Below are 21,531 nucleotides of genomic sequence, written 5' to 3' on the forward strand. Positions count from 1 at the left end.
TTACTTTGTATTTAAATGTTTTAAACGGTGAGCGGTAGCTCAGCTCGCCATACATAAAATTTTGAATAGAGGAGAACGAATGTCAAAAGTAAAAATTATTGATTCGATTATGGGCAGCGGTAAAACGAGTCTAATGATTGATCACATGAATGAAGCATCTTTAGATAAGCATTTCATTTTTATCACGCCATATCTGGATGAAGTATCAAGAATTAAGAAGTCATGCAGCAACAGAAAGTTTTATGAGCCAAAGGTTCACACAGAAAAGGGAGAAGTATTATATAAAATTGATTCCTTTCATAAGTTACTTTCAGAAAACAAGGACATTGTTGCAACTCACGCATTATTTAGCATGTCTGATCAAACAACCAAAGATTTAATTTACTCAGGCAATTATACTTTGGTACTTGATGAAGCAATGGAAGTGATTAAGAAATTCAATATTTCTAAAGATGATTTAGATATGTTATTTAAAAACAACTGGATCATTAACAACAACGGAAAGATATTGTGGAACTCTGAGAATGAAGAAAAGTTGAATAGGGAATACAAAGGAGAGTTCCAGACATTAAAGAAGCTGGCCAAAAGTGATAATCTAATCTATCACAATGAATCTGTTTTGTTCTGGGAATTCCCTAGCGATGTCTTTGCTAAGTTTAACGAGGTGTACGTGTTAACATATTTGTTTAATGCTCAGATTCAAAAGTATTATTTTGACTTACACGGTATTGAATATGAATTGTTATCAGTCATAAAAGAAAGTAAAAATTATAAATTAATTAAACATAATGAATCCCTAGACCAAAAGGTTAAAGCTGCTTTGAAGAATAAGATAAAGATTTACGAAGGAGATCTGAACAAGGTAGGTGACGACTATTACGCATTGTCTAAAAATTGGTTTGAAAGTAGAACAGTGTTACATAAGCGGTTAAAAAACAACATCTTAAACTATTACCAAAATATCATAAAGTCTAAATCAAATGAGAACCTATGGACAACCTTTAAATCTCATAAAGGGAAGTTGAGCGGTAAAGGATACACTAAAGGATTCTTAGCGTGTAATATTAAAGCGACTAATGAATACAGTCACAAGAAATCATTAGTTTATTCAATCAACAGATTTGTTAATCCAGCTATTAATGATTTCTTTAAGCAGAATAACATAAATATAGATCAAGACATTTACGCATTATCAGAGATGATTCAATGGATATGGAGATCAGCAATAAGGAATAACAAATCAATCAACATTTACATCCCATCATTTAGAATGAGACGTCTATTAATCGAGTGGTTAGAAAATGACCTATGAAAACAAAAGCAATAAATCATTTTAAAAACTCAACAGCCACAAGGGTTATTAGGGGGTCTCTCGTAAAAGAAAAGAAGTTAAAATTATAAATAATATATAGACTGAAAATAAGACCTTGGGGTGCTGACTTTGGTCACTTCAACAAGTTGAATTGCCCTTTCGTCCTACACCACCCCAAACCCCTCATAGGACGTAATAAAATACTCAAATAAATTAAAAATAACATATAAAAAGTATTGATTAAAATACAAATAACATATATAATAAAGATATAGAAAAGAACGAAATAAAATGAATATTTTAAAGGGAGAGATTGGATATGAAAAAAGTAAAGCCGAACAACTGGGTATGGACTAAATTAACAGAAGAAAAGCATCCTGATAGAAAAGCTGGAACACCTGTACATACAGCTTATATGAGAGAGGGTGACGCTGAGTGGTCTCCTCACAGCTCATGGATTGCTAAAGGATATATCCAGCATGTTGATACGCTAAACTCGTCACAGTGAGTATAAACAGGCATTAGGCTGTGAGCGTCCTGGTCAATAATGGCCAGGGGTTGCAAAAATAAAAAGTGAGACTGGAGAGGGTAAAGATGATGTTAATTAAACAAAAAGGTAACAGATACTACAGATACAGCTGGGCTCAAATGAGAAGTTTTCCAATAAAAAAATCAGAAGCATTGGAACTAATCAAAAATGGTGAAGCTGAACTAGTCGAAGCCTTTATTACTGATCCTACACCCCAACCAATCGAATCAGAATTAACGAAACAAGAAATCGAAGATGTTCAAGAAGAAGTGCAAAAAACAAATGTTGTAAGTCTAAACTCAATCAGAGAAGCAAAAAATGAAAAAGAAAATATCGAAAAAGCAAAAGAACACTTCACCAAAGATATTTTGCCTAACCTCAATTTAAATGACATGAAAAATCTTATTAATCTCTCATCTAAAAAAGATGAAACGGGTTTTCAGGAGGAGATGGTGAGAATTGTTTTAAGAATGAGTATTGAAGAAGGGGTATCCCATTTAAATCAAATTAAATAAGGTTCTGTAAAGGTGCCTTTAAAAAAGGAGAAAATATGTTTAAAGAGAATCTAGATTTTTACCCAACTCCAGCAAGTTTAATCAACAAAATGAATAGAAAGGTAGATTGGAAGTATATTAAATCAGTTTTAGAGCCTTCAGCGGGTTCAGGCAATTTGGTGGAAGCAATTCATAAGCAATTTGATTACACCAAGATATATAGAAGAGAATCAAAGTATGACATCGATGCTATTGAGCATGATGAGAACTTGCGCCACTTGTTAAAAGGTAAAGATTTCAGAGTTATTTCAGATGATTTTCTAACTTTTAATACATACAAGAAATATGATCTTATATTTATGAATCCGCCGTTCAGCAATGGGGAAAAGCATTTATTAAAGGCCATTAATTTAATTGAATCACAACATAGAACGGGTCAGATAGTCTGTTTACTAAACGCTGAAACATTAAATAACCCTTATTCTAATGACAGGAAATATCTCGTTAGAAAGTTGACCGAGCTTGATGCAGATGTCGAATTTATAAAAGATGCCTTTGTTAGTTCTGAAAGAAAGACAAGTGTAGAGACAGCTTTAGTTTATATAAAAATTGATAACGGTGAATATAACAGTGTTCTTTTAAATGAATTGAAAAAGGATGAAAGCCACATACTTAAAAATGATTATAAATCAACTCAATTAATTGATTCTGATTACATAAGGGGAATTGTTGAGCAATTTAACTATGAGCTTAAAGCAGGCTTGAAACTTATAAATGAATACAATAGCATGAAACCGTTAATCTTAAATAGCTTTAAAGAAACTTCTAAACCGATACTAAAATTAGAATTGGATTCTTCTGCAAATAACTATACAGAAGATATGGAAAACGAATTTATTAAAAGTGTAAGGCAAAAGTATTGGAATACACTGTTTAATAATGCTGAATTCATGAGTCTTTTTACAAGCAATCTAAAGCAAAAATATTTGCAGCATGTCGAAGAGTTAAAGGATTATGATTTCTCTTTATTCAACATATACACATTAAGAATACAAATGAGTAAAGAAATGATTCAAGGAGTCGAAGAAACCATTCTAAATTTGTTTGAAGAGTTCAGCCATAAACACTATTATGATAAAACATCAAAAAATGTTCACTTATATAACGGATGGAAAACAAACAAATCTTATAAAATAAACAAAAAAGTTGTAATTCCACTAAATGGTTATGGTACTTGGGATGGTAATTATGATCCAACTTACTATACTGTTATGGATAAACTCAAAGATATCGAAAAAGTGTTTAACTACCTAGACAATGGCCTTACTGAAGATGTTAATATTGATGAAGTTCTAAAAATGTCTAAACACTATGGAGAAACGAAAAAAATTGATTTGAAGTATTTTTATTTAACGTTTTACAAAAAAGGGACATGTCATATTGAATTTAAAAATGATGAGATTTTAAAAAAGTTCAATATTTTCGGAAGTCAGAAAAAAGGGTGGTTGCCACCATCATACGGTAATACAGAGTTTACTGAAATGAACGAAGAGGAAAGAGCGGTTATCAATGAATTCGAAGGTGAGAGAGAATATAACAAGACAATGAAAAACAAAGGTTATTATATGTTAGATACATCAAAAGTTTTAATGCTAGGAAATTAAAGTACAAATAACACACATTTTTTATTGATTAAAGTACAAATAACATATATAATATAGTTATAAGATACAACGGAAACGGTTGATAAAAATTCTAGCGTTTTAAAAAAGGGGATGTAAAAATTATGGAGCAAGTAATTAAAAGAATTTTAGATGCAGATGTTGATGGTTTAAAAGGAACGGTAAAATACTCAATAAATGAAATGTATGATGTAATTGACTAGGAAGGAGTCGGTGAAATCAATTTTAGACTTATTGATGAGTTCACAATGACATTTAAAGAGATTGGTGAAGAAGAAGAGCGGCAAGGGCATAGTATGAAAGAAGAAATATACAAAGCATATGGAATAGTCGAATAAAATTCTAATTTTATACAGAAGGGAATGTATAAAATGAGTTGGATTGAGAAGCAGACAGATGAATACGAATCCTTTTGGCACATTACCACAAGAAATAATGTTGAGTCTATATTAAAGAATGGATTAAAGCAAAGTGTGGCAGGAGAAAATAGTGAAGGTGTTTATGGTATCAAAGCAAACAGCTTCGAACAAACACAGTTACACAATGTAATTAATTTCATGGAACTAAATGGATTCACTAGAGAGGATTTAGTGATTGTAGAATTTGAACATTTGGGGAGCTATTATATTAATGATATTGGCAAAATCTATCTTGAAGATGGATGGGTTACTATTAGAAAAGATATTCCTGTTCATCTAATCGATAAAATAATAGAACTGAATGAAATATAAAATAAATAAAATGTTGATTTTCTACAAAAAGGAGGAATTGAGTTGGAACTAGAAGGAAAGAAATTTGAGCTTACAAAAGAAATCGAGGGCGCTAAAGAGCAGGCAAGTATGGAGGAATTAGGGGCGGTTCTATACAATAGCTACTATGAAGATTTGCGCTATCCTGTAAAGGTTACACACTCTTTTATAGACAGGTTATCTAAACGTGATTACTTGTCCCTTTTTCATGGATTTGTGAATAAGCGTGAAGAGTGCTATAACCAATCATTTGATTTATCAAGTCACATTGATGCTTTCCTAGACATGTGCAACGAACTAAATGACTAACGCAATGCTTGGACATGTGATCGAAAAATCAAAATAAAATGTTTCTTTTAAGACGATCTGAAAAACCCAAAAACAAACCCAAAAACATAAAATATCCTATAATAGGAAGAGGAGGGATTGACTTGCAGGGTAATTTAGATGAACTATTAATTCAAAAAGGTGTTTCAGATACTCATATTAAAGAAATGAAACAAACACAAAACTTTAGAGAGCGGTTGTTTTCACTATATTACAAAGAAAGTGAAGAAATTTTAAGCGATGTACCTCTTTCAAAAATAAAAAGTTTAGGGTATAGAGGCTCTGCTTGCTTATCATGGTACGACCATGCAAATGGAAAAGGATCAAACATAGACCCACGGCGTTCTCAGATAGCTTACAAGCATTTATTAGAACAGTCACTTGAAGAATTCCAAGCTTTTTATAAGGAATATCCAGTAAGGTTAATTTACTTTGAAGATGATGATTTCTATGCAGTTAACGGAGATGGAACGCATCGTACATTATGGGCTAAGATAACTGGGGCTTCATCAATCTTGGCAGAGGTTACAGTTGCACATAAGGATTATGCAGCATATGAATCATTTCGTAATGAAAATAGGACATCTTTTAAATTAAAAGATATTATTCAAAAATTGATGAAATTTTCACCTAATAAAATAGAAACAATGTTTTTATGGTTTGTTGGAAAAATTTTAGAGAATGGAAAATATCATAATTATGGTTTTGTAAGAGTAGGACTAGAATTGTATTACATTGAAAAAGCAATTTCTAAAAGTAGATAAAACATGAGTTTTAAACAAATAAATAACACATATTCTAAGGGGTGAAGAAGTTGAAAACAATCCAGGAGCGGTTATTAAAGCGGCGAGATGAATTAATCAGTGTTGCTATATTTAGTTTATTGGCCATTATGTTGCTTTGTGCATTTGTTTATTCTGGATGAAATACAAATTACATATATTTAAGAGGCATAAGATATGAGAGATATAATTAAAAAGGAACTTTCAAAACCAAACATGCACAATATGTTCAAAGGTTGGGCGGATCAGGAACAAATTATAGATGAACTTGAAATAGGGTATACAGGGTTTGATGGCAGCGTAGAGGAATACTTAAACAACCAATTAAATTACTGAGCTTCTACATAAAAAGGGGAATGATATGTGCCAATTGAGAAAAAATTAAAACAAAATTTAGCTAAAACAAATGCTTTTGAGAAGAAACATAATGAATTCTTAAAAGGAATTAAAGAATTTGATAATAATAAAGAACTTCAATATGAATATCGACATGTTCAAGATGCTCTAATAGAGGAGGAAAACGAAAATATGAGAGATTCATGGGAAGAAACTGTGTCTCGAATAAACGATGAGCTCGAAGAAATGAGAGCCCTAAAAACAAAAGAAGGTAGAAAAGCATACGCACAAGCGTGCGGAATTGTGTCAAGAAAATATAAGATGCCGTTTGAGCTTTGTCTTGCAGTAGGAGCAAAAAATGTCGAGGTGCTAGCCAAACACAAAAGACGAAGGCCAACAAAAGCACAATACTGGGCACTCGATTATTGTGGAATCGACCGCAGAAAGAGCGCAATATTTGAATTAATAGGTGAAGAGCTATTCCGCAAGTTGGACGTGGAATGGATGAACCAAATAAATTCAAAACGGCTAGGGGATTGGCTTAAAGAGCCAGCTGACGGGAAATACGAATATAACTATTGACATATTTTGATTTTATTTCATTAGAGGTATCATAAAAATAAAAGTATAACTAAATAAAATGATGTTTTTAATAAGAAAGAGGAGCATATAAACAGCTCCCCTTTTCACACAACTTACTTACGAAGGCCATTAATTGAATTTCTTTTTTAATCCATCCATCATATCTGCAGCATAAAAAGATTGTAAGAGTTCATCTACATTGATTTTTTTATCCTTCTTGCTTAGAAATTGATTGATGATCTTTTCATATTCATCTCTAGTATTTCCTTCAATATCTGAAAGGTTTAATTCTTCACCAAAGTGTCTAATAAACGCTGTCCTTGTTATATAATATGCCTTTTTGTTTTCTTCTTCACAGGTGCAAAATGCTCCCGAGAGAGTGATAAGGAATTGAACGTCTTCATCGTCTAAACCATTGGCTTTTTGGAACTGAATAAATTGATTTTGTGACATATATAGTTACCATCCTTTTATCTAAAGTATGAGTAAATCAGCAGTGAGAACAATGTATTCAACAACAAGTCCGATTGTATCAGCTACACCCGAATCTATATGTTTTTTAAGCTCTGCAGAAACAACTTTTCTAGCCCTACCAGCTGCATTTTTTGGAGTATCAATAATTTTTTCTAATTCTTTAATGATCTTGTTTGCATTTTTGACAGTACCATTTACAGCTTCCTTTCCAAAACGTTGCTGTAAAACCCATTTTGCCCAGTCGTTATTTACTAAGCCTTTAATTACTTTGATTGCTGCCTTAATAGCTGCACCCTTAGGGCCATTTGTAGTAGCAAGTGGATCATTGTTGGCATTCTCAATAGCTTTAAATGCTTGAAGCAAGGCTTCTTGTTTTTCTAATGGTACATCTCTTAAAGCAAGTTGTTTCTGAAGCTCAGTAGGATTGATAGTTACTACCAAATCTTCTTTCTGTTCGATCTTTTCTGCTGCATGTGTAGCTGTGGATGGAATAAATACTGCTGCTGAAATGAGAACTAGCAACATCTTAACAAAAAATTTTTTCATTGGAATACTTCCTTTCTAATCATTTTTCAATAGTGAGGATATCACAAAATGAAATGAATTTTACATAAATTAGAAGAAATAGTATTTAATTCACACGCTTTTTGTCATTGTTTCATTCAATGTATTACTAATTTCCCGCACCTAAAAAAGGGGATATTTACACACAAAAACAACTTTAAACCTAACCCTAGGAGTTACTCCTTCTAATTTTTTTGCAAGTATTTCCTTAAAATGAAGCTTAGAAACTCAGGCTGTTTTATGAGGTGCGAAATTGTATTTTAGGAATCTGAAGAGGAAAATAAAAGAAAATATTGGTGAGTATCGACCAGCTATATGCTAAAATAGCACTTATATAGAGAGATGTAGCAATGCGTTTAAATACAATTATTTTGGGTGGAGTATTTATAGAAGATTAAAAGAGAGACAAAAGTTATCAAAATAAAATCATTCTTTTAATGAAAGAGTTATTCTTTCTAAATACAGATTTAAAACAAAATCATGACGTTTTAAAAAGCTTGAACTGTAACCTATTTGCATATGAATGGGTTTTATGTTTCGTATTGTATTTATTCAGAACGTCTCTTCAAGTGGAAGAATCACGTTTTAATAAATTGAACTTAAATCTTATAATGTATATTATAAATTTAAATGAAATTGATAGTAGGTGATTCATAAGTGAATAATAATTTGCTTTTGATAAAAGACTTTAGCGAATTAACTGGCTTATCACGAAAAGCTTTGTATCTTTATGATAAGCATAATATTTTGAATCCTGTATTTATTCATCCGAATAATGATTATAGATATTATGATAAGAATCAGTTACTAACTGCTAAACGAATAAATTTGTTAAAACAAGCAGGGTTTAGTTTAAATGAAATCAGCAAAATCATTCATAGAAAGTTATCTGATGCTGAAATAAGTAATTTGATAGAAGAAAAGCTTCAATTGGAAATAAATAAGATAAAAAATGCAAATCAAACAATAAATAAATTGAAAAGCCTGAATCCTACAATTACGATTTTAAATAACGAAATAAAAAAAGAGTATCTAGAATCATTGTTCGTATATGAGTATGAATTATTACCAAATGAAAATATATGTGTAGCACTGAATAACCTAGAAGGATTAGTTAGGGGACTTAATGTTAAAAAGAATGAAAGAATCATAACATATAAACTGATAGATAATAAAATTTACCCTTTTAGCATCGCCTTACAATTGGAAAATTACGAATCGAATCAATTGGCAATCACAAATTATTTTGGTTTTCAAGCGCAAAAGTTTTTTTATGAAATTGATCCGTATCAACAAGAATCGATATTAAAAATAAATGAGATAATTCAAAAAAATGAAATAGAATTATCTGAACCATATATTTATGAACGTATATTAAGTCCGGATGATTATCTATATTCCTCCAAACGTCTTTCGGAATTTATTTTTCCATCTAAGTAAGTATTAAGTGTTTGACCTTACCCTTAGGTTAACCCTTACACTCACTTTAAAGGGAGGTATAATACATGAAAAAAAATGATTATGCATTAGTAACAGGAGCATCTAGAGGGATAGGAAAAGCAATCGCAATCCAACTTGCTAATGATGGATTCAATTTATTATTACACTATAATCAAAATATTGAAAAGGCTAATCAAGTCAAATTAGAAATTGAATCAATTGGCAGACAAGCACATTTAATTCAAGGTGATTTCAATTCCAGTGAGGGGATTAACGAATTCATCGAAAAGACCAAGGAAATGGTAATCCAAGATAGTAATGTATCGTTGCATACAATTGTTCACAATGCTGGACATGCTACATCAAATGGATTTGGAGAAGTGGACTACGATGAGTTCGATCGTCTATTTAATGCAAATGTTAAAGCACCGTATTTTATCACACAATCTCTAATCGGACTTATAGAACCCAAAGGTAGGATAATAAATCTATCATCAGGTGTGACACGTATCGCATTTCCGCATATGATGATATACAGTATGACAAAAGGCGCGATTAATACAATGACGTTTACACTAGCAAAGGAATTGGGTGAAAAAGGCATTACTATTAATTCTGTAATGCCTGGGATTATTGATACGGATTCAACTGCTATTTGGCTGCATACAGAAGAAGGTCAAGAAAATGCAAAGAACATGAGTGTTTTAAAAAGAGAGGGTCAACCAGAAGAAATTGCAAATGTTGTTTCATTTCTAGCGAGTGAAAAAGCGAGTTTTATTACTGGGCATAATATGGATGTAACTGGTGGAAGTCATTTGTAATTAGGGAAATGTCGCTTATCTTTTAAAAGAGCGGTACAGAAGCGTTAAAGAAGGATATATTTATACAAGAACTAGAGCTAGTATTACTCCGGTCAATCAAAATTGCTCAATATCAACTATTGAATCTTTATGGAAAAAGCGATTTGGTCTGGACAAAACTAGGTTGGAAAGGTTCAGTCATCTTTTGAAAGATCGGGATAATTGGACTCCCAATAATTATGGTTATTATCACGCTCTCAAACATTGAGAAAGAGAATTTTTTGAATTTTATTTATCATAGAGAGACTACTTTCAAGAAAAGGTTAAAATATCAGTTTAATCAATATTTTTCAACTGATAACAAAGTATTCCGAGGAAGAATAGCAACAGCTAAAGTATTGAAAGGAATGCTTGAAGAATTCCGAAGGGAAAAAAGTTATATTAAATACAATATGATAAAGAGATTGTGTGCTGCCGTTAAATGAATTTAAATAAAAGAAGTATTTCATTTAGAAGGTGATTGAATATGATTGTTGAAGCAATTAAAGTAGGAGGCTAATAGTCTGGGAGGAGAGCTTATGGCTGATATTTCCCCAGGAGGATAAGAGGGGAGGGATCAAACCCTCTTCTTCATTCCGCATTTGGCGCATTTACGTATGAATTCACCTTTAGATATAGTGGATTTAAATTGAGCTGTATCACAATTGTCGCAGCGGCCACTATTCTTATCAGGATATTCTCGTATGTCGTAGATCTTTTCTAAATCAATTTCTTCTAACATTAAAATGACGAACTCCTTTAGCTTATTATTCATAACTATATTAATGATTTATGAAGAGGAAGTCAAAACACAATTAATAAAGTACAAATAACATATATTTAACGGTTGACTATGCTGATTAAACAAGGTATATTAATAATATAAAGATAAGGAGGTCATTTAGTGGATATAAAGAAGGTATTAAAGACAAAATGTGAAGAAGATCCTTCATTAGCAGCAAAATTAGCTAGTTTGGCAGGGTATTCACAAACATCAGGTTTTTATAAATTTTTAAATGAACAAGACAGACCTCTTAAGAGTTTTAACTCCTTATTAAAAATTGTTCGCTTTGTTTTTCCACAAAATGAAAGTGAATTAATACAAAGATTTGTTTTAAATACAGATCCACGAAAGCAGTTAGCTAGAGATGGATTGGAGTACGCTTCATCAAATAATCTTAATGAATTTACCGAAGAACTAATTGAAAAATTGCAAAGCTCTACAAATGCAGAAAGTAAAGAATGGGCGAATGTATATAAATTACAAAAAGAGTTACTCTGCAATAAAATTGATGAGTTTGAAACAACAGAAAAGCTACACTCTCTAAAGCTTAAAACAAAGGAAATGAAACTTTTCAGCAGAATTGTGCTACTACATAACAGAAATTTAAACACTGAATTCAACCGAATGGAAGAACTTAATGAGCAAATAAACAAATTTGACTTTAGTGACTTATGCAATGAATATATTGCTGGTTCTTACAAAAGTAGGGTTTACGCAATTAATTCTGATGCGTTTTTAGCGCAATTAAGGATTGATGAGGCCAGAAGATTAGCAAATCTAGCTACAGAATTAAATATTTCAAATAGGTTTGTAGTCTTTGGTAACTTACACAGCGGAAATTCATATATTTTTAGTGATTATGATACTGCAAAAAAATATTTTCTTAAAGCACTTGAAGCCAGTAATGATAATGAAATATATACAAAACAAGTTTATCGTTCATTAAGCTTTTTAGAAAATTACTGGGGCAAAGAAAATAAGTACCTTCCTTTAGAAAAAGAACACTATTCAGATAAACATGAACATGCTTTTTACCATATAAAGAACAATCAAAACAAGAAAGCTGTTGAGATATTAAACTCAATTGATTTGAAAAAACTGAAGCCTGGACAAAAAGCTTTTAATTATTTTTATCAAGGATTGATCAGCAAAGATAAAAGAGACTTCTTTAAATCTGTAAAGTTTTTAAGGAGTCTGGAGACAAATTTTTTATGCAACTACCATTAATTGAACTCAAAAAAATGAATGTTGAAAATGAAATTTTGGAAATTTTCGCAATGTAGTCTTTACAACTTGAAGGGAGGTGATATAATGAAAAAAATGATTCTAGTTATAACGTTAGTATTGGTAGCAGCAACAGGTGTAGCAGCAGGAAATGATTTTGAACAAGCTAAATCACATACAACAAACAAGTTAGCTGATCCAGGTCGTGGCGGTTGATTTAAACAAAAATAAATATTAGCAATACATAGCATGACGTTTGGCTCTACTGAGCTAAGCGTCTTTTCTAATTTAAAGGAAAAGTTCCTGTACTCTTAAAGTTAAATGAATAGGAACTAAATTAACACATTCAAAAATAATTAAAAGAATGTGTTATTTGTCATGAAAAAAGCTTTACATATAAGTTTTTATCCATTAAACTATAAATAAGACATACGGAAATATCTAATTTAGGAGGAGAATTATGTTAGCTGCTAGAAAAGACAATGTTATAAATTTCAATAAAACTGTTTATGCTCGTAAGATAGATAAATTCGGGGGAGAATGGTTTAATCACCAAGAAAACAAAAATAACATAGATAAAGAAATCAAAAAAGAACAAATAAGAAAGTCGATGGTTGAAGGATATATGAAATTATTGAATAGTTAGGAGGTAAGGCTAGTGATTGCATCACCAGAAAAAAGCTGTGCGGACATTGAGTATCAATACGAAATAATCAACAGCTTAAAAGAAGAACTTGTATATTTACGCAGCCTAAGTTTATCAATTAATTCACCAGTTGATCTATATAAGGTTAAACAAGCTGTATTTGAGTATTTAAAACAAATAGATGAGTTTTCTTTTAATCAAACCGTATTGACAAACACTTACACTGGAGATCTTCTCGCAGCCTACCGTAAGAGAATGGAATTTATAAAAGAACTTCGCAAATCCGTTGAGTATGAATTTGAATATTTTATCACTACATAAAATTAACACCATTGGCCAGGGCATCTAAGATACATAAGCATTTGAAGGAGATGTGCCAGTGCCTAATAACTTATTAAATATTATAGAACAATCGAACAAAACTATAGATAGTGTAGCTGCTGAATCAGGTATTTCAGTGAAAAGACTAGAACAAATTATATCTAAGCCTGAAGAGGCTAGGTTAATTGAAATGGCAAAAATAGCGATTGTTCTTAATTCAACAATTGAAGAATTAATGTGAGGGAGGGAGAAAAATGAATACTAAAGCAATTCCACTAAAGGAATACACGGTGTATAACGATATCATGACCTATCTAAAAAAGATTGATGATGAGGGATCGGTAGGAAACACAAATCACTTTACAAAAGCAAAAAGAAGACACAGTCTGTTTGAGACAAACACTGCGGTGAACTACTATGGGGACATTAAACAATTCTTTAAATACATTAAACCTGAAGTGGATATCGAGTTTTTAACACCGAGCGATATTGAAATAACTTCAATTGACTTAATAAATTTTAGAAAACATCTAAAAGAAGAAGGCTTAGCGAATTCAACAATCAACCGTAAAATGATATCAGTTAAAGGCTTATACAAGTTTCTTAAGACTGTTAGTACTTATTCTTCTTTAATTGATTTAAGTCAATTTGGATCAACAAAAAAGCTAAAAGAAATATCTAAGAGTTACGGTAAAACAACCCAAACTGAAGCAGAGAGAATTGCTGAAAACATGCTATTAGAGCGGGAGAATGGCTTAAAAAAGAAGCTGCTAACCAAATTTCTAATTCGTACTTCTTTTAGGATTGAGTATGCACTTACTGTTAGATGGATGGATATCAAGAAAGTTGATGGTGAATTGTATAAAGTTGAAGCGTTGAACAAGGGTTCGTATGTAGTTTCAACTGGCCTTCATGAAAATTTTTTGAATGATCTGCAACAATTAAAAAACCAAAATTGCATGGAGAATGATTTAGTGTTTGGTGGATTGACATCAAGATCTTACAGAGAATCGTTCAATAGAGCTTTGGATAGATTAGGTATACCTGCATCAAGAAACCTTAAACCTCACTCTTTAAAGGGAGTTGGGATTGATATAGCTTATGAAGAGTCTGGCAAAGATATACGAGTTGCTATGAATCAAGGGAATCATAAAGATCCTAAGACTCCATTGAGATATTTAACTAAAAATGACAACATCGAAAACTCTGCGGGTATATTGATGGATAAAGAAGTGGATTTTACATTGATTGAAAGTGCCACAAAAGAGGATTTTGTCAATTTTTTTCGTAAAGCAGATAGGGGAACTATGCAAAAGTTCCTAGAATTTGTGAGGTAAGTTTACATTTAGATTAATTTTATGACTATAAATTGATTTAATATAATTTGTTTGTTATTTTTGTTTTAGAAGAGGTGTATTAAATGAACAAGCTAGTGATTTTTGATGACGAAAAAGATGCGCTTCTAAACGAAACTATAGAAGTGTTATTGCAAAAAAATAAACATGACAAACATTTTAGAGAAAGACTGCAAAATGTTCTTTCTCATAAAGGCGTTTCACCTGGAGAAACAATGAATCTTATAATTAGATTTGGGAGACAGGAAGCACTTCGGAAAGAAGAAAAATATCTTTTAGCTTCAGGAATATATGAAGTGACTAAAGATGAAAAGATTAATCCAGTAAATTATTTTCCCGAAAGAATAATACAAGAAATTGAAACAACATGGGAAGGCTTTTCGCAAAATAACAATGAGATTAGTTTTCCTATAACCATTGAAGATGTTACGAAAGTTGATGACAATAATTTTACTTTCTTACTTAAAAGAAGTGAAATAGCAAAAATGTATGAGAATCATTTGCTTCAATATAACCCTAGAACTCAGAGAACTAGTGAGACCAAGAATTTTGAATTCTTAGGTGGTGAAATACCTATTCCTGAGCTTAACCAAGAAGCGGTAGAGCAGATTGCTCAAAAAGCAATTGATGGTACATTAATAAGTTCAACATTAATATTTAATGCAAGATTTGGCTCATCGTCTGAGGGTATCGAGATCTCTTACGATCCACATGAAAGAAGTTTGACGGTGATGACAGATACTCTGGTTGATGTAATTGATGGTTATCATCGTATTGTTGGTATTTCTAAAGCAGCAAGGTCTGGCAACTTTGATGACAAATACATGAAAGTGGACTTTTACAACGTAACTCAAAAAGTTGCTAGGCAGTTATTTGGGCAACATAATACAATGACTCCAGTTAGACTATCGAAACTAAAAGAAATGAACGAAGAAAATCCTGTGAACAAAGTTGTTACTCATATTAGAGACAACAGTGTAATTGGACAAAGAATAAGTTTAGATCATGATGTGATTGCAACTCAATCAGATTATTTATATTCCTTAAATGATGTAGTAAGTGCAATAGAGGCAACAAAATTCCCTAAGTTGCTGAAAGATCAAATAGCTGTAAGGAAAATTGGTGTCTTTTTGGTTGAATTCTTTGATGAATTAACTGAGCTGTATTACGAAGAATTTCTAGGAGACAAATTTGAGCAAGCCAAAAAAACTATTGTAATAAATAAAAACATTTTGGTTGGGTTCATGGAAATAGCATATTTCATGTACACTTCTGGTATTAGTGCATCAATGACGCAACAAATAATTAAAAAAATGAGACTTAGCTTTATTAGAAGTAATCCAGAGTTAAAAGAACACAAAATTCTAAATAAAAAGAATGAAGTAACTCACAGTAAAAAACATGTTATTAAATATTTTCAATACAAATTGAACGAAGTAGAAGGTGTATAGCTTTGTATAACGAGGAGTTTAAGAAAACTTATTTAGATACATTAAGTAGTGATAGTCAACTAAAGCAAGCCTCCCTTTTATTTAGTCATTCACAAAAAGAAGAAAAAATAAGGGATAAAGACTTATTTGATTTCACAACTGATGAAATTTTGAATGTGCTAAGAGCGATGTATTCAACTTCTCTTGCATCTTTGGAAACATTCTTATACACCATGATAACTTATATAGATTGGTCGATTGCAAACGGTGTTACAAAAGGGAGTAATAATTTAGCTAGGTTGATAAAAACCAATGATCTATTGTCATGTATAGATTCATCATTAAAACTATATATAACTAAAAACGAATTGGAAAAAATGTGCGAAGAATTAATTAATGCCCAAGATAGAGCCTTGTTTAGATTGCTTTTTGAGGGCATATTAGGTTACGAGGCAAGTGAAATGACCAGTCTTACAAGAAGTGATATAGAAAAAGCGTTAAATAATAATAATATGCTAACTGTACATGATTCAAAAAATGGTGAGAGAACAATAAAAGTAGAGAAAGCAACCTTGCAAGACTGTCTTGAAGCAAACCTTGAAACAGAATATAGACCATTGAATGGGAAACCAGGGCTTAGAAAGCCATCATTAAGTTTAGTTGATAATGAATATGTAATAAAAACAAAACTGACTAATGCGATTGGGCAAGGACAAGCTTCAAGAACTGTAGTAAGTTCTACTTTTAGAAACCTTAAAGAAATTTTTGGTTTTTCATTTTTAAGACCTATCGGTATAGTTAAGTCAGGCCTTCTATATGAGGGCTATAAGCTAATATTAAAAGGGGAAGAGTTGGACAGAAAAGCTCTTAATGAAATATATGAGGATAGGAAAGTCCAAACAACTGATTTAAATCAAAAAATCATCTCAGATCGAAGAGAATTCATGAATGAGGAAACCATAAGAAAATATTACGCAGATGAACTTAAAAAAGAAGGCAAATCTTTATGATTTGTCTCTTTTTTATGAAAAATTCTAAATAATTTCCCTATTCGACAAAAAAAGACAAAATATTGCGTATACAACCTGTTATGCTTATAGTAGTATAGTCTTATCAGCGAATTCGCTGATAATGGAGGTGTACTGAGACCATTGTCTCAGTTAATCAATGTCGTATCCTAAACTCAAATAAATCGTCAATCTTGCATCCTAAAGCCATAGCGATCTTCGCTGCTGTTTTAATGCGGATGTCTACAGGTTGATTAATTATTTGAAAGATGCTTTGTGGTGTCAGGCCAGTGGCACGTGCCAAGTCAGCCTGTGTCCAGTTTTTTTCCTTTAGAAGCTTAGGAATATGACATTGCCCGATCTCTACATTTAACATCGGACAACCTCCAGTTTTGTTGTTAAAATGTACAAGCTCTATTACATATCATACCAATCAAAGTGAAATAAAAAAAGAAAAAAATACTGTAGCTAATATTAGAGCTTAGATGTATAATGAAAACAAGAAACAGAACACATGTTCTTTTTATGTTGCAGGAGACTAATCAGATAGGGAGAAATGAGTATGGCTAAGTTTAGAACCTGCTTCGTTATAAGCGCTGATACATTTTTAGATATTGAAGATGTTGAAAATACTGAGGCTGCGTATAAAAAAGCGGAATTGGTAATCTCACCGTTCGAGCTAACAACAGATATTATATTGAAAATAGGAGACAAAGAAATAAAATTAGAATCTGGATGTTTGGATATCACATTAATAGAAGATGTTGAAGAAATAGATTAAACCTAAAATAACATAAATCCTACATCTAAGATTGTAAGCAACTTGCTTTCGGATTGGAAAGAAGATAGCTAAATATGGCAAATGTCATTATTAAGAGAAAAGACTACCAGGATATTAATCTAAAAATCAATGTGGACAAACTAAGTGACATGGAAATCGCCTTTGAACTTGTATTCTCGGGGAAAGAAAATAGTATTGCGATAACAATGAATCCCTCAGACTTGATACAGCTGAGGGATAAAATTAATGAAACAATTTTTAAACTGTCATAAGAGCAAATAATGCTCTTATTTTTATGTAAATAAGTGAAACAAAAATAACAAATATCTATTGACAATGAAAGGAAGAGTGTCGTACTATTAAAATACAAATAACACACATTAATAAGAAAGGAGTTCTGTTTGGAAATATTAGAATCAAAGTTAAAAAAGATTGAGGGTTCGATTTCTAATTTCAAAAGAAACTTGGAAAAAGGTAAGACTGAAGCTATTGGAGATATTCACTCAATTATTGAATATGGATATGAAATGCTTTACATTTACGAAGCAGCAACAAAAGAAGATAAAATGTAAGTTTTATTTAGACCTTAGGAGGTGAATGCTATATAGTAAATGATCATTCATTCGATATTAAAAACATAAATTACAAATATGAATCAGAATTATTGTCAGAGATGTTTAACATTACAAATGGTGCAGCTGAAAGTAGGGATACATTGATTAAGTCGATTAGATTTATTGATGAGGGCATCTCATACTCCATTGGGGATAGTGTAGAGGGCTTCTTGGGAGCTAAGGTGTATTCAATCTATGATTATCGAGAAGAGCCAGAGAAAGCGTTCTGGATTCATTTAGATAGCGGTGAACATTTCTTTGTAAATAAGGGGAAAGTAATTGTTGAACATTATGAAGGAGGAGAGCATATCGACTAAGACATTTGAGTTATCAGAAATGCAACAGGAAGCCGTAAGGATTATTGAAGACTGGTTTAAGAATTCAAAAAAGAAATCATTTTTCCTGGCGGGGTATGCTGGGACAGGAAAAACAACATTGGTTGAATACATAATAAAAAAATTACAAATAAAAAGCAGAGAAGTAGCATTTGCTTGTTATACAGGTAAAGCATCATTGGTCGTAACAAGAAAAGCAAATGGAAAATATACAGCAAGCACCATACACAGCCTTATTTACAACATGAGAACAGATAGAAATGGTGATTTGCATTCGGAGAAAAAGTCTAAAGACGAGCTGTCTCATTTAAAGCTGATTGTGATTGATGAAGCTTCAATGGTGGATGGGAAGATTATGAAAGACCTAAAGTCCTTCGGTATCAAAATTTTGTTCATTGGAGATACAGGACAATTACCACCAGTTTCTCAAAACGGAATTGAAGATTTTATGTCCATGTTCAACAATCCAGATTTCACTCTTACAGAGATTCATAGACAAGCAGCTGAAAATCCGATTATTAAATTGTCTATGCTGGCTAGAACAAAACAAGAAATTGCCCCTGGTGTGTATGGGGAGAACAAAGAAGTTGTTGTCATTGATAAAGTAACATGGGAAGCACATAAAAACAGATTGTATAAAACTGCTGATCAAATTATTTGTGGGTTCAATAAAACAAGGTCACATATTAACGATGAGATCAGGGAACTTTTAGGTTTCGACTCAATTTATCCAATGATTGGCGATAAAATGATATGTCTGAAGAATGATTGGGAGAAATCAGTTAACGATTATTCTCTAGTTAATGGGATGACTGGTTATGTACATAAAGTATATAGCAGTGATGAAATTAAAAGGGAACCTAAATATGAGTCAACAGTTATTGATTTTAGACCAGATTTTACAGATGAATTTTTCAAAGAACTTTATATTCCTAATGATTCAATAGGGAATCCAGGCTTTAAATTATTGCCCTATGATGAATCTGATTACAATCGTTTTGATTTTGGGTACGCAATTACCTGTCATAAATCTCAAGGGTCACAATGGGACAATGTTGTTGTAATAAACGAAGTGTTAAATCATGAAACACATCATAGATGGCTTTATACCGCTATAACTAGAGCAGCAGAAAAACTTATATTGGTTGTTTAATTAAGGAGGAGAGAGCTATGGAAAAAGTAATTGTATACACTGATGGCGGTTGTAGAGGGAATCAAAATGAAACAAATGTTGGCGGATGGGGAGCAGTCTTATCATATAAAGGGAAAGAGATTGAATTGAAAGGTGGCAAGCTAAACACAACAAACAATGTGATGGAACTAACAGGTGCAATTGAAGCTTTAAAGTATATAAATACAAATAACATACATATTGAAGTGTATGCCGACTCTGCTTATGTGGTTAACGGCATGAATAGTTGGGTAAAGAATTGGATTAAAAACAATTGGTGTAAATCAAACAAGAAACCTGTTGAAAATAAAGAGCTATGGATGGAATTAAACGAACTTGTTAAGAATCAAGCGTCAGTTACCTTCTTAAAAGTTAAAGGACATAGTGGAGACGCTGGAAACGAAAAAGCAGATGAGTTGGCCAATCAAGCAATGGATGAACTTGAATAGGAAATAAAAATAAGATTTCACAAAAAACAGAGGAGATATGGCTGTGGCAAACAGGATACATGTTATAAGGATCGACGTTGCGTATGCGGGTGAATTTATTGTTATTCCCCACACTAACAAAAAAAGCGCCCTATTAGATTTCTATGATCGGATCAAATGGTGGGAAGATAACTTAAAGGTAACCTCGAAAAAGCTTTCGGAAACAAACACTGAAATTGAAGTAGATGTTAGAGATCCTATAAGTGAAGAAGGTGCAAGCCTGTATTTCAACACAGTCGAATCTGGAGAAGAGTTGGTTTTGTAACAAAATAAAAGATGCATTTCATTCTAAATTAGGATAGGAGATTGATTAACAATGGAGACTAAGCACGGATTAAGTCAAGGAAGATTAAATTCAGCTAAAGATTTTACTCGGAATTTCTTAGAAAGACTTAATAAAATTGAATTGATGTATCAACTTTCTGTAAACAAAATGGTGGATGGAGAAAAAGCTGAGAATTTTATTGCAGGAAATATCAAAGAAATCGAACGTGATTGGGAATGCTTTATGAGCTACATTAAACAAAGAGAAGATATGAGGGAATTAGATTAAAAAGACTGTTTTAAAGAAAGGGGTTGGTCAATTGGCTATTGATTTTAAAAAGTTTTCTGATCCAGAGTGGATAAAGTAGCAAAAGGAAAAAAGAGAAGAAGAAAGACGACTTTTTGAAGAAAGTGAACAAATTAGACATAGAACAGTGTGTTTTACAGGCCATCGTCCACAAAAATTAGGTGGATATGATATGAAGAATCCAACAATGCTGAAGTTAAAAGAAAAGCTTTTAGAAGTGATTGAAATAATGATTGAAGAAAATGATGTCGATCGATTTATCACAGGTGGTGCTTTAGGTGCCGATACTGCTGCATTCTGGTGTGTACATATTATGAAAGAGAAGTATCCTCATATCAAGAATGTTGTTGCGGTGCCATTCGAAAATCAAGATAAGAAATGGTCTGCAGAACAACAGGTCTGGTACAGAAAGATGCTTGATAAAGCAGATGAAGTAATCAAAGTTGATGAAATTAAAAATTACAAAGATGATTCAGTACCAATTGGAGAATATTCAGATGCAAAGTTTAACAGAAGAAATGAATATATGGTTGATCACAGCAAGAACATTGTAGCTATTTATGATGGGAGTAAGAGCGGTACATCAAATTGCCTTTACTATGCACGAAATAGATATCTAGGTCATGCAATATGGAGATTGTTTCCGCAATATGATTTTGAATTAGAAGTTTACTATACACCTGGCTAGGAGGTG

31 protein-coding genes are annotated in these 21,531 nt (G+C 32.0%); 27 read left to right on the top strand and 4 right to left on the bottom strand.

From position 1 onward, the window contains the following. Positions 1–79 precede the first annotated feature (79 nt). The 9 genes from MHI11_RS09220 to MHI11_RS09260 all read left to right on the top strand — a co-directional run bounded on the left by MHI11_RS09220 (position 80) and on the right by MHI11_RS09260 (position 6,793). Positions 80–1,312, top strand: coding sequence for a hypothetical protein (locus MHI11_RS09220; protein WP_044141762.1), 1,233 nt, complete (start codon positions 80–82; stop codon positions 1,310–1,312). Between the two features lie 319 nt (positions 1,313–1,631). After that, positions 1,632–1,820: a hypothetical protein gene (locus tag MHI11_RS09225; protein WP_056704522.1), complete on the top strand. Its 189-nt coding sequence runs from the start codon at positions 1,632–1,634 to the stop codon at positions 1,818–1,820. 89 nt (positions 1,821–1,909) lie between these two features. Beyond that, positions 1,910–2,356: a hypothetical protein gene (locus MHI11_RS09230; RefSeq protein ID WP_156376667.1), complete on the top strand. Its 447-nt coding sequence runs from the start codon at positions 1,910–1,912 to the stop codon at positions 2,354–2,356. 35 nt (positions 2,357–2,391) lie between these two features. Beyond that, the gene (locus tag MHI11_RS09235; protein WP_056704519.1) at positions 2,392–3,999 is read left to right on the top strand and encodes a DUF4942 domain-containing protein; all 1,608 of its coding nucleotides are present in this window, start codon (positions 2,392–2,394) and stop codon (positions 3,997–3,999) included. Between the two features lie 389 nt (positions 4,000–4,388). After that, positions 4,389–4,748 (top strand): hypothetical protein, encoded by a 360-nt coding sequence (locus tag MHI11_RS09240; RefSeq protein WP_340960893.1) that lies wholly within the window; start codon positions 4,389–4,391, stop codon positions 4,746–4,748. 42 nt (positions 4,749–4,790) lie between these two features. After that, positions 4,791–5,075 carry a hypothetical protein gene (locus MHI11_RS09245; protein ID WP_340960894.1) on the top strand — a complete coding sequence of 95 codons (285 nt, stop codon included), beginning with the start codon at positions 4,791–4,793 and terminating at the stop codon, positions 5,073–5,075. Between the two features lie 122 nt (positions 5,076–5,197). Then, the gene (locus tag MHI11_RS09250; protein WP_340960896.1) at positions 5,198–5,857 is read left to right on the top strand and encodes a hypothetical protein; all 660 of its coding nucleotides are present in this window, start codon (positions 5,198–5,200) and stop codon (positions 5,855–5,857) included. Between the two features lie 195 nt (positions 5,858–6,052). After that, complete coding sequence (locus MHI11_RS09255) at positions 6,053–6,211, top strand: hypothetical protein (RefSeq protein WP_216927225.1); 159 nt, start codon at positions 6,053–6,055, stop codon at positions 6,209–6,211. A 27-nt stretch (positions 6,212–6,238) separates the two neighbouring features. Continuing rightward, positions 6,239–6,793, top strand: a complete 555-nt coding sequence (locus tag MHI11_RS09260; protein ID WP_216927223.1) for a hypothetical protein — start codon at positions 6,239–6,241, stop codon at positions 6,791–6,793. Between the two features lie 129 nt (positions 6,794–6,922). On the opposite strand, the gene MHI11_RS09265 is transcribed toward MHI11_RS09260, so the two are convergent. After that, a complete protein-coding gene (locus MHI11_RS09265) occupies positions 6,923–7,246 on the bottom strand; it encodes a hypothetical protein (protein WP_340960897.1) in 324 nt (107 codons plus the stop codon). A gap of 21 nt (positions 7,247–7,267) precedes the next feature. Beyond that, positions 7,268–7,813, bottom strand: a complete 546-nt coding sequence (locus MHI11_RS09270; protein ID WP_340911489.1) for a hypothetical protein — start codon at positions 7,811–7,813, stop codon at positions 7,268–7,270. 675 nt (positions 7,814–8,488) lie between these two features. On the opposite strand from MHI11_RS09270, the gene MHI11_RS09275 reads away from it, so the two are divergent. Beyond that, a complete protein-coding gene (locus MHI11_RS09275; protein ID WP_217012388.1) occupies positions 8,489–9,271 on the top strand; it encodes a MerR family transcriptional regulator in 783 nt (260 codons plus the stop codon). Positions 9,272–9,336: 65 nt separating this feature from the next. Then, positions 9,337–10,092, top strand: coding sequence for an SDR family NAD(P)-dependent oxidoreductase (locus tag MHI11_RS09280; RefSeq protein WP_340911485.1), 756 nt, complete (start codon positions 9,337–9,339; stop codon positions 10,090–10,092). A 595-nt stretch (positions 10,093–10,687) separates the two neighbouring features. On the opposite strand, the gene MHI11_RS20940 is transcribed toward MHI11_RS09280, so the two are convergent. After that, positions 10,688–10,852, bottom strand: coding sequence for a hypothetical protein (locus MHI11_RS20940; RefSeq protein WP_268467204.1), 165 nt, complete (start codon positions 10,850–10,852; stop codon positions 10,688–10,690). Positions 10,853–11,014: 162 nt separating this feature from the next. On the opposite strand from MHI11_RS20940, the gene MHI11_RS09285 reads away from it, so the two are divergent. The 8 genes from MHI11_RS09285 to MHI11_RS09320 all read left to right on the top strand — a co-directional run bounded on the left by MHI11_RS09285 (position 11,015) and on the right by MHI11_RS09320 (position 16,880). Beyond that, complete coding sequence (locus MHI11_RS09285; protein WP_340960898.1) at positions 11,015–12,121, top strand: AimR family lysis-lysogeny pheromone receptor; 1,107 nt, start codon at positions 11,015–11,017, stop codon at positions 12,119–12,121. An 84-nt stretch (positions 12,122–12,205) separates the two neighbouring features. Beyond that, positions 12,206–12,334 carry a hypothetical protein gene (locus MHI11_RS09290; protein ID WP_302052099.1) on the top strand — a complete coding sequence of 43 codons (129 nt, stop codon included), beginning with the start codon at positions 12,206–12,208 and terminating at the stop codon, positions 12,332–12,334. Positions 12,335–12,578: 244 nt separating this feature from the next. Then, on the top strand, positions 12,579–12,764 hold the full coding sequence (locus MHI11_RS09295; protein ID WP_216927219.1) for a hypothetical protein: 186 nt from the start codon (positions 12,579–12,581) through the stop codon (positions 12,762–12,764). Between the two features lie 12 nt (positions 12,765–12,776). Beyond that, positions 12,777–13,085, top strand: a complete 309-nt coding sequence (locus MHI11_RS09300) for a hypothetical protein (RefSeq protein ID WP_056704503.1) — start codon at positions 12,777–12,779, stop codon at positions 13,083–13,085. Between the two features lie 58 nt (positions 13,086–13,143). Then, a complete protein-coding gene (locus MHI11_RS09305) occupies positions 13,144–13,326 on the top strand; it encodes a helix-turn-helix domain-containing protein (protein WP_340960900.1) in 183 nt (60 codons plus the stop codon). A 13-nt stretch (positions 13,327–13,339) separates the two neighbouring features. Then, positions 13,340–14,422: a tyrosine-type recombinase/integrase gene (locus MHI11_RS09310; RefSeq protein WP_340960901.1), complete on the top strand. Its 1,083-nt coding sequence runs from the start codon at positions 13,340–13,342 to the stop codon at positions 14,420–14,422. An 83-nt stretch (positions 14,423–14,505) separates the two neighbouring features. Further along, the gene (locus tag MHI11_RS09315; RefSeq protein WP_340960902.1) at positions 14,506–15,891 is read left to right on the top strand and encodes a DNA sulfur modification protein DndB; all 1,386 of its coding nucleotides are present in this window, start codon (positions 14,506–14,508) and stop codon (positions 15,889–15,891) included. A 2-nt stretch (positions 15,892–15,893) separates the two neighbouring features. Then, entirely contained in the window at positions 15,894–16,880 is a 987-nt protein-coding gene (locus MHI11_RS09320; protein ID WP_216927215.1) for a phage lytic cycle repressor MrpR family protein, read from the top strand. Between the two features lie 154 nt (positions 16,881–17,034). Here MHI11_RS09320 and MHI11_RS09325 read toward each other — a convergent pair whose 3' ends face one another. Beyond that, entirely contained in the window at positions 17,035–17,253 is a 219-nt protein-coding gene (locus tag MHI11_RS09325) for a helix-turn-helix domain-containing protein (RefSeq protein WP_044141742.1), read from the bottom strand. A 186-nt stretch (positions 17,254–17,439) separates the two neighbouring features. Here MHI11_RS09325 and MHI11_RS09330 point away from each other — a divergent pair, with 186 nt between their 5' ends. From MHI11_RS09330 to MHI11_RS09365, 8 genes are all read left to right on the top strand, one after another. Next, positions 17,440–17,658, top strand: a complete 219-nt coding sequence (locus MHI11_RS09330) for a hypothetical protein (RefSeq protein ID WP_106037425.1) — start codon at positions 17,440–17,442, stop codon at positions 17,656–17,658. Between the two features lie 401 nt (positions 17,659–18,059). Beyond that, positions 18,060–18,230: a hypothetical protein gene (locus MHI11_RS09335; RefSeq protein ID WP_340960903.1), complete on the top strand. Its 171-nt coding sequence runs from the start codon at positions 18,060–18,062 to the stop codon at positions 18,228–18,230. A 92-nt stretch (positions 18,231–18,322) separates the two neighbouring features. Continuing rightward, positions 18,323–18,589 (top strand): hypothetical protein, encoded by a 267-nt coding sequence (locus MHI11_RS09340; protein WP_216927210.1) that lies wholly within the window; start codon positions 18,323–18,325, stop codon positions 18,587–18,589. Next, positions 18,564–19,760: an ATP-dependent DNA helicase gene (locus MHI11_RS09345; RefSeq protein WP_340962304.1), complete on the top strand. Its 1,197-nt coding sequence runs from the start codon at positions 18,564–18,566 to the stop codon at positions 19,758–19,760. Before MHI11_RS09340 ends, MHI11_RS09345 begins: the two co-directional genes overlap by 26 nt. A 17-nt stretch (positions 19,761–19,777) precedes the next feature. Then, positions 19,778–20,227: a ribonuclease HI gene (gene rnhA, locus MHI11_RS09350; RefSeq protein WP_340960904.1), complete on the top strand. Its 450-nt coding sequence runs from the start codon at positions 19,778–19,780 to the stop codon at positions 20,225–20,227. Between the two features lie 37 nt (positions 20,228–20,264). Further along, on the top strand, positions 20,265–20,531 hold the full coding sequence (locus MHI11_RS09355) for a hypothetical protein (RefSeq protein WP_340960905.1): 267 nt from the start codon (positions 20,265–20,267) through the stop codon (positions 20,529–20,531). Positions 20,532–20,582: 51 nt separating this feature from the next. Continuing rightward, positions 20,583–20,819, top strand: coding sequence for a hypothetical protein (locus MHI11_RS09360; RefSeq protein ID WP_216927204.1), 237 nt, complete (start codon positions 20,583–20,585; stop codon positions 20,817–20,819). Between the two features lie 130 nt (positions 20,820–20,949). Further along, complete coding sequence (locus MHI11_RS09365; RefSeq protein ID WP_340962306.1) at positions 20,950–21,525, top strand: SLOG family protein; 576 nt, start codon at positions 20,950–20,952, stop codon at positions 21,523–21,525. The last annotated feature ends 6 nt before the right edge of the window (positions 21,526–21,531 follow it).

This window comes from Bacillus sp. FSL K6-3312 (assembly GCF_038007485.1).
GTDB classification, from domain to species: Bacteria; Bacillota; Bacilli; order Bacillales; family Bacillaceae; genus Bacillus; species Bacillus pumilus.

What these genes read in the sequence shown, in the direction of transcription:
- MHI11_RS09220 (WP_044141762.1), top strand. Translation starts at nt 80, where the DNA reads ATGTCAAAAGTAAAAATTATTGATTCGATTATGGGCAGCGGTAAAACG.
- MHI11_RS09225 (WP_056704522.1), top strand. Translation starts at nt 1,632, where the DNA reads ATGAAAAAAGTAAAGCCGAACAACTGGGTATGGACTAAATTAACAGAA.
- MHI11_RS09230 (WP_156376667.1), top strand. Translation starts at nt 1,910, where the DNA reads ATGTTAATTAAACAAAAAGGTAACAGATACTACAGATACAGCTGGGCT.
- MHI11_RS09235 (WP_056704519.1), top strand. Translation starts at nt 2,392, where the DNA reads ATGTTTAAAGAGAATCTAGATTTTTACCCAACTCCAGCAAGTTTAATC.
- MHI11_RS09240 (WP_340960893.1), top strand. Translation starts at nt 4,389, where the DNA reads ATGAGTTGGATTGAGAAGCAGACAGATGAATACGAATCCTTTTGGCAC.
- MHI11_RS09255 (WP_216927225.1), top strand. Translation starts at nt 6,053, where the DNA reads ATGAGAGATATAATTAAAAAGGAACTTTCAAAACCAAACATGCACAAT.
- MHI11_RS09265 (WP_340960897.1), bottom strand. Translation starts at nt 7,246, where the DNA reads ATGTCACAAAATCAATTTATTCAGTTCCAAAAAGCCAATGGTTTAGAC.
- MHI11_RS09270 (WP_340911489.1), bottom strand. Translation starts at nt 7,813, where the DNA reads ATGAAAAAATTTTTTGTTAAGATGTTGCTAGTTCTCATTTCAGCAGCA.
- MHI11_RS09280 (WP_340911485.1), top strand. Translation starts at nt 9,337, where the DNA reads ATGAAAAAAAATGATTATGCATTAGTAACAGGAGCATCTAGAGGGATA.
- MHI11_RS20940 (WP_268467204.1), bottom strand. Translation starts at nt 10,852, where the DNA reads ATGTTAGAAGAAATTGATTTAGAAAAGATCTACGACATACGAGAATAT.
- MHI11_RS09290 (WP_302052099.1), top strand. Translation starts at nt 12,206, where the DNA reads ATGAAAAAAATGATTCTAGTTATAACGTTAGTATTGGTAGCAGCAACA.
- MHI11_RS09295 (WP_216927219.1), top strand. Translation starts at nt 12,579, where the DNA reads ATGTTAGCTGCTAGAAAAGACAATGTTATAAATTTCAATAAAACTGTT.
- MHI11_RS09310 (WP_340960901.1), top strand. Translation starts at nt 13,340, where the DNA reads ATGAATACTAAAGCAATTCCACTAAAGGAATACACGGTGTATAACGAT.
- MHI11_RS09315 (WP_340960902.1), top strand. Translation starts at nt 14,506, where the DNA reads ATGAACAAGCTAGTGATTTTTGATGACGAAAAAGATGCGCTTCTAAAC.
- MHI11_RS09325 (WP_044141742.1), bottom strand. Translation starts at nt 17,253, where the DNA reads ATGTTAAATGTAGAGATCGGGCAATGTCATATTCCTAAGCTTCTAAAG.
- MHI11_RS09330 (WP_106037425.1), top strand. Translation starts at nt 17,440, where the DNA reads ATGGCTAAGTTTAGAACCTGCTTCGTTATAAGCGCTGATACATTTTTA.
- MHI11_RS09345 (WP_340962304.1), top strand. Translation starts at nt 18,564, where the DNA reads ATGAAGGAGGAGAGCATATCGACTAAGACATTTGAGTTATCAGAAATG.
- rnhA (WP_340960904.1), top strand. Translation starts at nt 19,778, where the DNA reads ATGGAAAAAGTAATTGTATACACTGATGGCGGTTGTAGAGGGAATCAA.
- MHI11_RS09355 (WP_340960905.1), top strand. Translation starts at nt 20,265, where the DNA reads ATGGCTGTGGCAAACAGGATACATGTTATAAGGATCGACGTTGCGTAT.
- MHI11_RS09360 (WP_216927204.1), top strand. Translation starts at nt 20,583, where the DNA reads ATGGAGACTAAGCACGGATTAAGTCAAGGAAGATTAAATTCAGCTAAA.